This is a genomic window from Bradyrhizobium sp. LHD-71 (assembly GCF_031157255.1).
Taxonomy (GTDB): Bacteria; Pseudomonadota; Alphaproteobacteria; order Rhizobiales; family Xanthobacteraceae; genus P52-10.
The window spans coordinates 64,730-77,279 of the sequence record NZ_JAVIFX010000016.1 but is presented as its reverse complement, the minus strand read 5'-3'; the positions used below and the strand labels follow the sequence as shown (position 1 = coordinate 77,279).

Here is a 12,550-nt window from a genome sequence, read left to right as displayed (position 1 = left end):
CCCGCGCACGGGCGGCTTGAGGTGCTTAGTTGCTTCGCGCCTCCGCGCTTTGCGTCTTCGCGAAGGTCATCTTGACCAGCTCGGGCTTGATGAGAGCGCCCGGTCTCACACGCTGCAGGCCGTTGACGACGATGCGCTCGCCGGCCTTCAAGCCGTTGGTGACGACGCGAAGCCCATCGACGGACGCACCGAGACTGATTTCGCGATACTCAGCCTTGTTCGAATCGTCGACGACCATCACGAACTTCTTGTTCTGGTCCGTGCCGATTGCGCGCTCACTGATGAGCAAGGTCTTCTCGGTCCTCGGCTGTCCCATGGAAAGTCGAGCGAATTGACCATGCATCAACCGGCCATCCGTGTTGTCGAAGATGGCGCGTACACGCACGGTACCGCTGCGCGCATCGACTTGGTTGTCGATGAATTGCACGCGACCTTTATGCGTCGCCGGGCTTGCGCTGGTGTTCATCTCGACAGGAATGCTACCGATGTCTCTTGCTGCCGATTGATCGTCGAGCGCAGCCAGCGCGCGCGTCACCACTTCTTCGTCAGCATTGAAGCTCGCGTAGATCGGATTGACTGAAACGAGCGTCGTCAGCACTGGTGCTCCGGGGCCGGCAACGATGAGATTGCCGACCGTGTATTCGACCTTGCCGACCCGCCCCGCAACTGGCGCCCGAACCTCGGTGTAGTCGAGATTGAGACGCGCCGTCCGCAAGGCCGCTTCCGCCGCCTTCACATTGGCCTCCGCTTCGCGAAAGGCGTTGATGCGGTTGTCGAGTTCACGCTGCGAAATCGTACGCGAATCCGATAGTTGCTGGCCACGCTCGAGATCACCCTTGGTCAGCACCAGCCGAGCCTGCGCCGCGGCGACTTGTCCCTCGGCGCGTGCAACATCCGCAGCATAGAGCGAGGGATCGATACGGATCAGCAGATCGCCCTTGTGGACAAGGGCGCCTTCACGGAAATGGATTTCCTGGATCGCCCCGGAGACACGCGAGCGGATCTCCACCCGCTCAACTGCTTCAAGTCGGCCGGAAAACTCCTCCGTCGGCGAAACCTCGCGCGCCGAAACCACGGCGACGGACGCTACCACCGCGGCGGGCGCTTCCGCGGCGCTTTCAGCCTTTGCGCGATCGGCCGGACCGTTCAGAAAAGCGACACCTCCCGCGACCCCGAGCAACGTGATGGCGACGCCGGCAGTGAATAACTTATTGATACCAAGAAGGATTTTCATCATCGGCCCCATCGGATTCACTGTGCGGTGCAAACGCTGCAATGCACACATTCGTAACGTTCGGTATAAATGGGGGATCGACAGGACCTGTCAAGAGACTTATCTAACGAAAGGTATAGAACGTATAGAACCTTGGAGGACCCAGAAATGTCAGTAATGGGCCGCCCGCGCGAGTTCGATATCGACAGGGCGCTGGACCAGGCGCTGCACCTGTTTTGGCGACAGGGTTACGAAGGCACGTCGATCGCTGATCTGACCGAGGCCATCGGCATTACCAAGCCGAGCCTTTATGCAGCTTTCGGCAACAAGGAAGAACTGTTCCGCAAGGCGCTCGACCGCTACGTCGATGGGCCCGGTGGCTATTTTCAAGCGGCATTGGCCATGCCGACGGCGCACGAAGTCGTCGAGCACCTCCTCTATGAGGCAGCCGACGCTGTTACCGATCCCGAGAATCCACCGGGATGCCTTGCCGTGCAGGGCGCTCTCTGCTGCGGCGACGCAGCCGAAACCATCAAGCAGGAACTGATGACGCGGCGCGCGAAGGGCGAAGAGGATCTGCGCCTGCGTTTCGCACGCGCCGTGGCTGAAGACGACCTGCCCCGCCACGCCGATCCAGCCGACCTCGCCCGATACATTTGCGCAATTGTGCAGGGTATGGCCGTGCAGGCCGCAGGCGGCGCCAGTCGAGACGATCTGCGCAAGATCGCGCAAATCACCTTGAAGGCCTGGCCGCCGGTTTGACCCGCGGGTTGCCTGCGGCCTACTCGCTGTATTTCAGCAGCGGACGCCGATTAGCCTCGAGCCGCAGGTCGGCGCTTGCGCGACGCTCGGCGCCGCGAAAATCACTCACGACGGCGCATTTCACGTTGAACGTCATCGTTGCGCGCGTTGTCGTGTCGTACGGCTTCCATTCAGGCAGATGCGGATTGTTTGGATTTCCGTTCCGCGCGAACGCGACAAATGCTGACATCACGTTGCGCGCGACTTCAGCCGGCTCGGCCCCACTGCCAGTGAGCGCCACCGACTTATCGGTGTTGCCAAAGACGAACGGAATGTCGATCGTATGCGGCGCACGGTAGACGCCGCCATCGGCCGGCGCGTACCAGGTGAAATTATAAAGATAGACCGGCGCCTTCTGGTCGTTTGCCTTGGCTTCCGCACCGCGAATGATGGCATTGCGAAACTGCACATCTGTTGCGAGCGCGATCAAAATGTCGGCGCCCGTCCGCTTTGGTTCAGCCTTGGCGTAGGTATCCATGATCGTAAGCGCTTTGGTGTCATCGATCTTGAACTGATCCTTGATCCGCGCCTTCACCTGCTCTGCGGTGACGGTGAAGTTCCGCATGTCGGCTGCCAGGTAATAGGTCGACTCCGTGTCGACCGTGCCTATCATCAGCGGCACGTTCGCATGAATTGCCAGACCTTCGACACTCGTCGGCGCAGCCGGCAGATGGCGACCATCGACCACCGGGCGCGAGCCGTCGGATTTCAGCGCGGTGATCGCAGCAGCTCGTGCTTTCAATAACGCGTCGATCGGGAGTTCCTGCAGCTTGCGAAGATTGGTCCTGTCGATACCAAGCGTCTTTAGAATTTCATTCGTGAACGGCTCGGTGGCCGACACCTTGCTCGGACTGAAACCGGTCGCGCCGCTCATGTCGACGGCGCGATGGAACAGCCCTTTGGCAGCCGGCATGGCCATCAGCAACACGATCTTCGAGCCACCGCCGGATTGACCGAAGAGCGTGACGTTGCCGGGGTCGCCGCCGAACGCAGAAATGTTCTTCTTCACCCACTGCAGTGCTGCGACGATGTCGAGCAGCCCCGCATTGACCGCGTCGCCGAAAAGTTCAGCATCGAGATGGCCGAGATTGGTATGGCCGAAAACGTTGAGGCGGTGGTTGATCGTGACGACGATCACGTCGCCGAATTTCGCGAGGTTGCTGCCCTCGAGCGCGGGACCCGAGCCGGCGCCAGTGATATAGCCGCCACCGTGGATGTAGAACATGACGGGCCGCCGCGCACCGGAATCGAGGCGCGGCGTGAAGATATTCAAGACACAGCAGTTTTCGCTAAAAGGTTCGCTTGGTGCGAGCCAGCCAAATGCGCCGGTGCGATATTCGCGAACCTGCGGACAGCGATCGCCGTAGCCGAGTGCGTCGCGTGTGCCACTCCAATTCGCAACCGGACGCGGCGCCATGAACCGGTTGGCTCCGCTTGTGTCGGCGGCATACGGGACACCCTTGAAGTTGATAGCTCCATTCTCCCGTGTTCCTCGCAGCTTGCCGCTTTCGATTTCAACGGTCACGCTCTCCGTCGCCGCCGCCGCGCGGTCCGCTCCCGCAGGAAGAACCATGGTCAGTCCCAGTGCCGCAGTTGCGCCGGAGACGATCTCGCGCCGGCTTGGATGACGATCAGCCCCGCCCATCTTGCGCCTCCATGTTTTCGTCGGGCCACCTTCTTCAACGTCCCTGAAATTGCGGCGGACGCTTTTCCATGAAGGCGGTCCGCCCTTCCTTGAAATCAGCGCTGTCCATGCAGATGCGTCCAATTTCGCGAACGGCGCCCATATCGCGATCCTGCGCATCCTTCAGGATCTGACTGATCGTGATCTTGGCGGCGGCGATCGCCAGCGGCGCATTGCGGGCGATCTGGCGCGCGATCTCTAGGGTCTCGGACCACAGTCGGTCCGGCGGCAGCAACCGATCGATCAGGCCGAAAGCAAGAGCCTCCTCGGCATTGAAACGCGCACCGGTGTAGAGGATGAGCCGCGCACGGGATGGACCGACCAGCGCAACGAGCCGATTCAACCCCTCAAAGCCGTAGGCAATGCCCAGACGCGCGGCGGGAATACCGAACTTCGCATCGGTCGATGCAAACCGGATGTCGGCGTTGAGCGCCGTTCCGAGTCCACCGCCGAGACAGTAGCCGCGAATGGCCGCAATCGTCGGTTTTGGAAAATCGGCGAGCGCCGCCTGGCGTTGGCGAAAGCGCTCCGCCGAACGGCTCGCGACTTCCGCATTCGGCCGCGTCTTCTCGAACTGGCTGATATCCCCGCCGGAAATAAATGCCTTGTCTCCTGCCCCGGTCAGGATCACGACCTTCACTTCGGGATCGTCGCGCATGTCATTCAACGCGGCGGCCAACCCTTCGGCCATCTCGGCGGAAATGGCATTCAGCTTGGTCGGGTTGTTGAAGGTGATGACGCCGATGCCCTCGGAAATCGATACCGGCAACTGGCCATCCGCGTAGGTCTTCGTTCGCGTTGCGGGTTGGCCGGTCATGGGAGCTTCATCCTTCTGCAGTTGCGTCTCATAGGCCTGTGCGAGCCGGTTCGGCGCTACACGCCGAACGTGTCGCGCCAGCGCTCAATCAGTTCAGGCAGCTTCTCATTCAACTCGGTGGGATTCTTGGTTATCCCCTTGAGCGTGCCAAGCGGATGAATGCCCGGAGCCGGCGTGATGTCGGTTCGCACCGGAACGGTGAATTCGCTTGCCGTGATCGCGGCCGACTCCTTGCTCAGCAGGAACTCGACAAACAGCTTCGCCGCATTCGGATGAACCGTCGTCGCGACAATCCCGGTGGGACTAAAGCTCACGATCGCGCCGTCCTCCGGATACACGCCCTTCAGCGACGTCGCGCGAGCCGCATAACCGAACACGCTCGCGCCCGACCCAATTCCGATCTTGCGCTCGCCGGATGCGACCGTCGTCGGCGGGTCGGTCAGGGAGCGGCCCACCTGCGGCCGGTTCGCCTTGAGCTTCTCGAAGAACTCCCAGCCGTAGAGGTTGTTCATGGACAGCACCCAGCCACCCATGGCTCCGCTGAAGCCGGGATGAGCGACCGCCACCTGCCCCTTCCATTTCGGGTCGATCAGATCGAGCCACTTTCCCGGCGCCTCGGCCGCAGCGACCAGATCGCCGTTGTAACACATCACCGTCGTGTTGCCGTCGGTGATCGTGTAGGCATCGTCGGGATCGTAGTTTCTTATCAACGGCGAGCAGTCGGCGAGATTCTTCGGCGCGAACGGCATCAGATGTTTCGCTGCCTTGAGCGAAACGTATTGGCCGAGATCTGTCGACGAGAATACGTCGCAGTTTGCGACTTTCGCTTTCAGATCCTGACTAAGACGCTGATAGATGACCTGCCCGGTCGCGCGGACGACGTTGCATTTCACCTCCGGATAGACTTCAGCGAACCTCCTGGCAACGCGCTCGGCGATTTCGACTCGCCAGTGTGCAATGTACCAGGTGAGCTCGCCTTCGCGCTTTGCCTGTTCGTAAAGCGCGGCAAAATAGTCTGCATTGCCTTGGGCGAACCCGTTGCCCGGCAGCGAGGCCGCCGCGCCGGCAGCAAGCGATGACCTCAAAAACGCCCTGCGATCAAAGACCATGTTTGCCCCCTTGCCTTTGCGCGGCCCTCAGGGGCAGCAGCAGAAAGGCATTCCGCCTGCTAGACACCGAAGGTATCGCGCCATTTTTCGATCAATTCCGGCAGCTCCCGGTGCAATTGATCCGCATCGCGCGTGAGGCCCTTGCGTTCGCTGATCCGCGATACGCCAGGCTGCGGCTGTACGTCGAGCCGCGTTGGTGTCGTGAACTCCTTGGTCGCGGCGGTCTGCGCCTCCCTGCTCAGCAGGAACTCAACGAACAGTTTGGCAGCGTTCGGACGCACCGAGGAGGTGAGAATGCTGGTCGGGCTGAAGCCGATGATGGTTCCGTCGTCAGGATAGACGGTCTGCAGCGGCGTGCCCTTCGCCGCCAGGTTCAACGTAAGATTTCCTGGACCAATGCCAACCTTGCGTTCGCCCGAGCCGATCGATGTCGGCGGGTCTACGAGCGATCTTCCGACAAAAGGCTTGTTTGCTTTCAGCTTCTCGAAGTACTCCCAACCATACAGATTGGTCATAGTGAGGACCCAGCCTCCCATCGCGCCACTGAAGCCGGGATGCGCCACGGCAACCTGATTCATCCATTTCGGATCGAGAAGATCGGTCCAGCGCTTCGGCGCGTCCTCGGCCTTCACCAGGTTGGTGTTGTAGCACATGACCGTCGTGTTCGCGTCGGTAATGGTGATCTGATGCGTGGGATCGAAATCGCGCGCGAGAGGCTCGCACTCTACCAGCCGCCGCGGCTTGAACGGCAGCAGCAGTTTCTGTTCCCGCAGGCTCACATATTGGCCAAGATCCGTTGAACTGAAGACATCGCAGTTTGCGACCTTAGCGCGCATGTCCTGCGTGAGGCGCTGATAAAGCACCTGTCCGGTGGCGCGCACCACATTGCACCTCACGCCTGGATACAGTTCCGAGAACATGCCGCCGATGCGTTCAGCAGTCTCCGTGCGCCAATGTCCGATATACCAGGTGAGTTCGCCTTCACCTTTCGCCTTGTTGTAGAGCTCGGCAAAATAAGCTTTCTCGGCCGGGTCTTCCGCCGATGCCGCCGACCCCACCAACGGGATAGCCGCAACAGCGCCGAGCCCGCCGAGCAGCTCCCTGCGATTCATGTTCATGGAACGCCCTTTCAAGACCTTGCAAAAGACATCAGATGACGCGTTGCTCCCTCAGGCTTCCAATCTCCTGCGAGTCGAAGCCGAGGCCGGTCAGAATTTCATCGTTATGCTGGCCGAGCGACGGAGTGGCCGTTCTCAAACCGCGATCATAACCGGTGATCTCGAAAGGCTGCGCTACGAGCTCGATATCGCCGAGCCGTGGGTGACGTACTGGCCGCGCAATGCGCAGCTCTTTGACCTGCGGATCGCTGAAGACATCGTTGATGTGATAGACTGGTCCACACGGTATGTTTTCGGCGATCATCGCCTCGAACCACTCACGACTTGTCTTCGACTTGAGAACCTCGCCGATCAACCTGTTCAGTTCAGCCCGGTTTCTTGCGCGCGCCTCGCTGCTGTTGAACCGCGGATCGGTCGCGAGTTGCGGCTGGCCGATCACCCCGGCAAACTTGCGGAAGATGCGATTGCCGGAAGCCGAGAGATTCAGGTAGCCGTCTGATGTGGCGTAGAGGCCGGTCGGCGTAACTGTCGGATGGAAATTCCCTTCCTGGGTTGCAACATCCTTCTTCATCAGCCATCGCGTGGCCTGAAAATCGAGTAGCGCGATTCCAGCTTCGATCAGCGACGTCTGTACCCATCGCCCCTTTCCCGTCACCTCGCGATCAAGCAGCGCGACCAGAAGACCTTGTGCCAGAAAGGCTCCAGCCACCAGATCAGTGACAGCAATGCCAACCCGCACCGGCCCGTCGCCCGGCAAACCGGTGATCGACATGATGCCCGACATGCCTTGCGCGACCTGGTCGAGCGACGGACGCTCGGCGTAAGGCCCGTACTGGCCGAACCCGGAAATCGAGCCGTATACGATCCGCGGGTTGATCGCTTGGACAGCCTCGAAATCGACACCCAGGCGTTTCGCTACTCCGGGCCGCATGTTTTCGACGATGACATCCGCGCCGGCGGCCAGCTTGTAGAAGATACGTTTGCCAGCGTCCGATTTCAGATTCAACGTCAATGCACGCTTGTTGCGATGCAGATTCTGGAAATCGGAGCCGTCGCGCTTGCCCACGACCTCATCGAGCTCTTCGGCCGCAGGCGGCTGCTCGATCCGGATAACGTCGGCGCCCCAATCCGCCAGTGTCCGGACACACGATGGGCCCGACCGCGCATGAGTGAGGTCGAGAACCTTGAAACGGGACAACGGTCCGGAGGATGCAAGGCCGGCCTCCCGGCCTGGCTCTGTCTGCTCAAGCATGCTTATCCTCCTGGATAGGGACGATATTTGCGGGGTCGATCTCGATGAAGACGTTCTGGCCGACGTCAAAGATGCTTGTGGGTGGCGAGGTCACACGCAGCTTGAGACTGCCGTCTGCAAGCTGCAGGGCATAATCCCAGGTCTCGCCCAGGAACGAACGGTCAACGATGCTGCCGGGCAGAACAATACTGTCGCCATTTGCAGGTCGCGCCGCATGCAGACCGATGTTTTGCGAACGCAGCGAAAAGATCTCCGTCGCGATCGGGCCCGCCGCCTTCAACCGCGCCGACGGCACGTCAAAGCCGCAAAACGAGACGCCCTCGCCCTTCACTTTGCCGTCGAGAATATTCGACCGGCCGATGAACTCGGCGACATAGCGAGTCTTGGGTTTGTTGTAGAGGGTGAGCGGGTCGTCGATCTGCTCGATCCTGCCTTCGCTCATGATGGCGATCCGGTCCGACGTCGTCATGGCTTCCGCCTGATCGTGCGTCACATAGATCGAGGTGATGCCGAACTCGTTGTGCAACCGTCGTATCTCGCCACGCATTTCCTCGCGCAGGTTGGCGTCGAGATTCGACAGCGGCTCATCGAGCAGCAGGACTTCGGGCTTTACGACCAGCGCGCGTGCCAGCGACACACGCTGCTGCTGCCCGCCGGACAGCTCGTTCGGATAGCGTGAGGCGAGTTGACCGAGCCGAACGACGTCGAGAATTTCCGCGGTCCGTTTGCGCATTTCCTCTTTCGGTACTTTTCGCATTTTGAGGCCGAACGCGACGTTCTGCTCGACCGTCATGTTCGGCCACAATGCATAGCTCTGAAAGATCATCGACATTCGCCGCTTTTCGGGCGGCAGGAACTCGTATGAGGAGGACAACCGTCTGCCATCGAGTTCGACCGTACCCGCGGTCGGCGCGATAAAGCCCGCGATCATTCGCAGTGTCGTCGTCTTGCCGCAGCCCGAGGGGCCAAGCAGCGAAACGAACTCCCCGGCCCGCATCGTCAGATTGAGCTGGTCGACGACGGTCACGTCGCCGAATCGCTTAGAGATGCCACTCAGTCGCAGCTTTTCCATCACGTTCGCCTCAGCATAAAGTCGCGTCCGACGATCTTGGTGCCGATCGCCACGACAATTCCGGTCACAAGCAGAAGCAGTACGGCGATTGCCGAAAGGATCTCGTATTGCCCCTGTTCGCTCATTTCGATCGTCAGGACCGATACAACCCGCGTTTGCGGCCCTGACAGGAACATCGCCGTCGAAAGTTCGCGCGTGCCGATCACGAAAATCAGGAGCCAGCTCCCGAGCAGGGACATCTTCAGGACGGGCAGCACGACATTCCATACGGCCCGGCCCTGCGATCCGCCCGCGATCCGCACCGCCTCTTCGAGTTCGGGGTGAAGTCCCTGGATGGCCGAGTTCGAATTGACGAACGCAATGGGAAGAAACCGCGTCACGAAGGCGATGACGATCAGCGCACCGAACCCGTAGAGCGAGAACGGCGGCGGCGCGTAGGCCGCATAGAAGCAGATCGCGAGCACGATTCCGGGCACCGCGAAGGGTGCGAGAGTGATGCTCGACAACGCCGATGCGAACGGCAGCAGCCTTCGCCGCGCGATGTAAGCGACCGCAAATCCCAGCACGGTACAAATGGTCGCCGCCCAGAACGCATAGTGGAACGTGTTGAACAGCGACTGCCGAATCGACGGCTGGCCGACGAGCGCCTGGTAGAAGTTGGCGAGCGTCAGATTGTCAGGCGTCAAACCCTTGACCCACGCCCTGGTGAAGGCGCTTTGCAGGATGATATACATCGGCGCGACCACCGACAGCAGACCAATCAGAGCCGCATAGGCGAGCATGATCCAGCGGAAAGCACCGAGCCGCATCAGCGACCGGTGGCCGCCCTTGCCGCTGACGGTGACATAGCCCTTGCGTGCCAGCAGCAGTCGCTGCGCTCCGAGCAGTACGATCGTGATCACAATCAGCGGCATCGAAAAGGCAGCCGCGACCTCGACCCGGACCGGATTCTCAAAGAATGCGGCGAGCTGCGTCGTCACAACATTGAAACCGGCTGGAATTGCGATGAGCGCCGCAGTGCCGAACAGGCCAAGCACTTCGAGGAAGACGATAAAGAGACTGCCGAGGATGGACGGCAGCACCAGCGGAAGCGTAATGCGTAACGTCGTGCTCGCAGGGCCCGAGCCGAGAATGGCGGCCGCCTCCTCCATTTCCGTCGAGACGAGATCGAGCGCCGACTTGGTAAACACGTACACCAGCGGAAAGACGTAAAGCGAGATAACGAGAACGAGACCGCCGAAGCTGAAGATGTTGAATGGACCGGACGACGCACCGGTGACCGCCATGTAGATGCGGTTGATCCAGCCCGCGTTCGGACCGCCCAGAAGAATCCAGCCAATAGCACCGACGAAGGGCGGGATCAGAAACGAACCGATCACCATGCCATGCACGATATTGCGCCATGGCATGTCGGTACGCGACACCGCCCAGGCCAGGGGCACGCCGATAGCGCCCGCGGCAACCGCAACACAGACGCCAAGCTGCAGCGAATTGATGAACGCCTGCACATAACGCGGCCGTGCAAACGCCGCGAGGTAGTTGGCGAAGGTGAGTTCGCCAGTCTTGGCATTGGTCAAGCTTTCCCGCACGAGCTGGAACAACGGATTCGCGACAAGGAAAACCAGCAGCAATGCAAGCAGGAGCGACACGATAGCCGTTGGCGTCGCGAACTGCCGGACGCGCGCCGTCAGGATGGCGAAACGCCCTGGCGTCTCGTGTTCAATAGGAGCGGTAATTTCCGCCATCGCGTTCGATCTCTCTTGCTAGCGGGAGGCGGGAGCGGCGCGGCGAGCGGCCGCTTCGGGCGCGTAAAGCGGATAGTTGTCGAGCGCGATACGGTCTGCTTTCCGGGGATCGCTCTCCATCCTGCATTCATCATCGAGGATCATGGTCGGCCGGGTGTTGGCGTTGTAGGCCTCCCATTGCGGCAGCCCTTGTGCACGCGGCACGCCCGCTTCGGCGAAGCTGGCCCACGCTCCCATCATCTTCTGTGAAAGCGCCACACGGTTCGAACCGGTACCTATCATCAGTGCGGCGGCATCATAGGTCCCGAAGACAAACGGGATGCACAACGTGTGCGGTGACTTGAGCCGGCCATCGAGCACCGGCGACCGCCAGGTGATGAGATAGGAATAGACGGCCGCGCCACCCTGCCCCGCCTTTCGATCGGCGGCTAGCGTGTCATTGCGGCGATACATCTGGTCGCTCAGAACGTAGATCAGTATGTCGCTGGGCGAAGCCCCTTTGCGGGAAACGGCATAGCTATCGTAAAGCTTGCCGGCATCGCTCTCGGAAATACCGATGAAACGGGCGATACGGGCAATCGACTGCGGCCGGCCGAGCTGGAAGTTTTCCGCATCCGGCCCGAGAAAAAACGTCTGCTCGGTATCGGTCACGCCGATCAGGAGCGGGATATTTTGCGCCAGGCCCGGCGCCGCGGGATCGAAGGGATGGCTTGGCAGTGACCTTCCGTCGACAACGGGGCGGAAGTTATCCATTCCGCCCGCTTTTGCGATCGAACGCTGCCGCGCCGCCAGAAGATCGGCGGCGGAGGCCTCGCCTAGTCTGTCCAAGGACCGCTCGCCGCCGAGTTCGTCGAGCAGTCCTCTGGCGGCGGCCGTCGCCTGCTCCGGCGTCGCCATGCGGATCAGCGATGATGCGCTCTGAATGATCGCCTTGTGAAACAAGCCTTGCGCCTGCGGCATCGCCAGCAGCACTGCGACTTTGGACGCCCCGCCCGATTGTCCGAAAATCGTGACGTTATCAGGATCTCCACCGAACGCCGCGATGTTCTGCTTGACCCATCGCAGGGCAGCGACCGCATCGAGCATGCCCGCATTGCCGCTTTCCGCGTATCGCTCGCCGAAACTCGCAAGATAGAGGAATCCGAACACATTGAGACGGTGATTGATGGTGACCACGACGACGTCGCCACGTCGTGCGAGATGCGTCCCGTCAGTTCCTGCGGTCGAAGCGGATCCGGTATTGAAACCGCCGCCATGGAGATACACCATCACAGGCCGCTTGCGCGTCGCAGAGGGCTCCGGCGCATAGACATTCAGAACTAGGCAGTCCTCCCCCTGCGGCTGGTCGTCCGTAATCCAGGCCCACCAGTCGACGTTTCGCGATCGCCCGGGTTGTGGAGAACTGCGGCCGACCTCGAACGCGTTTCGGATGCCACGCCAAGGCCTCGGCGGCCGAGGCGGCAAGAAGCGTCCGTCGCCCGAAGTCACGTCGGCATAGGGGATGCCTTTGAAACGATTGAGTCCGTTGACGACTGTGCCGCGAACTTTGCCGGCCGCGGTCTCCACGACCGGTTCCTGAGCGGCTCCTGCCTCAATCACGGAACCGCTCATTGCAACCCCTGCCCACGCGGCTCCGGCCCGCAAAACGGATCGGCGATCTAACGCTTGTGTCGGCGGCACCCCGAACACGGCTCCTCCAGATTATTGTTCTTTTGCCGTCGAGAAACGACCGAAGTACC

Annotated in this window: 10 protein-coding genes; 1 reads left to right on the top strand and 9 read right to left on the bottom strand. The window is 61.0% G+C overall.

Annotated features, from left to right (window positions below):
- Positions 1 to 25 precede the first annotated feature (25 nt).
- Positions 26 to 1,234, bottom strand: coding sequence for an efflux RND transporter periplasmic adaptor subunit (locus RCO31_RS18715; RefSeq protein WP_308969956.1), 1,209 nt, complete (start codon positions 1,232 to 1,234; stop codon positions 26 to 28).
- Between the two features lie 156 nt (positions 1,235 to 1,390).
- Between RCO31_RS18715 and RCO31_RS18710 the strand changes: the two genes are divergently transcribed.
- Complete coding sequence (locus tag RCO31_RS18710; RefSeq protein ID WP_308970028.1) at positions 1,391 to 1,975, top strand: TetR/AcrR family transcriptional regulator; 585 nt, start codon at positions 1,391 to 1,393, stop codon at positions 1,973 to 1,975.
- A gap of 19 nt (positions 1,976 to 1,994) precedes the next feature.
- Here RCO31_RS18710 and RCO31_RS18705 read toward each other — a convergent pair whose 3' ends face one another.
- Genes RCO31_RS18705 through RCO31_RS18670 form a run of 8 tightly spaced genes read right to left on the bottom strand, consistent with a single transcriptional unit; the run spans position 1,995 to position 12,410 of the window.
- The gene (locus tag RCO31_RS18705) at positions 1,995 to 3,659 is read right to left on the bottom strand and encodes a carboxylesterase family protein (protein WP_308969955.1); all 1,665 of its coding nucleotides are present in this window, start codon (positions 3,657 to 3,659) and stop codon (positions 1,995 to 1,997) included.
- A 34-nt stretch (positions 3,660 to 3,693) separates the two neighbouring features.
- The gene (locus RCO31_RS18700; protein WP_308969954.1) at positions 3,694 to 4,515 is read right to left on the bottom strand and encodes an enoyl-CoA hydratase; all 822 of its coding nucleotides are present in this window, start codon (positions 4,513 to 4,515) and stop codon (positions 3,694 to 3,696) included.
- 56 nt (positions 4,516 to 4,571) lie between these two features.
- Complete coding sequence (locus tag RCO31_RS18695) at positions 4,572 to 5,624, bottom strand: extracellular solute-binding protein (protein WP_308969953.1); 1,053 nt, start codon at positions 5,622 to 5,624, stop codon at positions 4,572 to 4,574.
- A gap of 59 nt (positions 5,625 to 5,683) precedes the next feature.
- Positions 5,684 to 6,742 (bottom strand): extracellular solute-binding protein, encoded by a 1,059-nt coding sequence (locus RCO31_RS18690; protein ID WP_308969952.1) that lies wholly within the window; start codon positions 6,740 to 6,742, stop codon positions 5,684 to 5,686.
- Positions 6,743 to 6,773: 31 nt separating this feature from the next.
- Positions 6,774 to 7,994 (bottom strand): CaiB/BaiF CoA-transferase family protein, encoded by a 1,221-nt coding sequence (locus RCO31_RS18685; protein ID WP_308969951.1) that lies wholly within the window; start codon positions 7,992 to 7,994, stop codon positions 6,774 to 6,776.
- Positions 7,987 to 9,066, bottom strand: a complete 1,080-nt coding sequence (locus RCO31_RS18680; protein ID WP_308969950.1) for an ABC transporter ATP-binding protein — start codon at positions 9,064 to 9,066, stop codon at positions 7,987 to 7,989. The genes RCO31_RS18685 and RCO31_RS18680 overlap by 8 nt, the downstream gene beginning before the upstream one ends.
- On the bottom strand, positions 9,066 to 10,811 hold the full coding sequence (locus RCO31_RS18675; RefSeq protein ID WP_308969949.1) for an iron ABC transporter permease: 1,746 nt from the start codon (positions 10,809 to 10,811) through the stop codon (positions 9,066 to 9,068). The genes RCO31_RS18680 and RCO31_RS18675 overlap by 1 nt, the downstream gene beginning before the upstream one ends.
- Positions 10,812 to 10,829: 18 nt before the next feature.
- Positions 10,830 to 12,410: a carboxylesterase/lipase family protein gene (locus RCO31_RS18670; protein ID WP_308969948.1), complete on the bottom strand. Its 1,581-nt coding sequence runs from the start codon at positions 12,408 to 12,410 to the stop codon at positions 10,830 to 10,832.
- Positions 12,411 to 12,550 lie beyond the last annotated feature (140 nt).

Coding starts and splice junctions, on each gene's coding strand:
- RCO31_RS18715 (WP_308969956.1), bottom strand. CDS start 1,234: ATGAAAATCCTTCTTGGTATCAATAAGTTATTCACTGCCGGCGTCGCC.
- RCO31_RS18710 (WP_308970028.1), top strand. CDS start 1,391: ATGGGCCGCCCGCGCGAGTTCGATATCGACAGGGCGCTGGACCAGGCG.
- RCO31_RS18705 (WP_308969955.1), bottom strand. CDS start 3,659: ATGGGCGGGGCTGATCGTCATCCAAGCCGGCGCGAGATCGTCTCCGGC.
- RCO31_RS18700 (WP_308969954.1), bottom strand. CDS start 4,515: ATGACCGGCCAACCCGCAACGCGAACGAAGACCTACGCGGATGGCCAG.
- RCO31_RS18695 (WP_308969953.1), bottom strand. CDS start 5,624: ATGGTCTTTGATCGCAGGGCGTTTTTGAGGTCATCGCTTGCTGCCGGC.
- RCO31_RS18690 (WP_308969952.1), bottom strand. CDS start 6,742: ATGAACATGAATCGCAGGGAGCTGCTCGGCGGGCTCGGCGCTGTTGCG.
- RCO31_RS18685 (WP_308969951.1), bottom strand. CDS start 7,994: ATGCTTGAGCAGACAGAGCCAGGCCGGGAGGCCGGCCTTGCATCCTCC.
- RCO31_RS18680 (WP_308969950.1), bottom strand. CDS start 9,066: ATGGAAAAGCTGCGACTGAGTGGCATCTCTAAGCGATTCGGCGACGTG.
- RCO31_RS18675 (WP_308969949.1), bottom strand. CDS start 10,811: ATGGCGGAAATTACCGCTCCTATTGAACACGAGACGCCAGGGCGTTTC.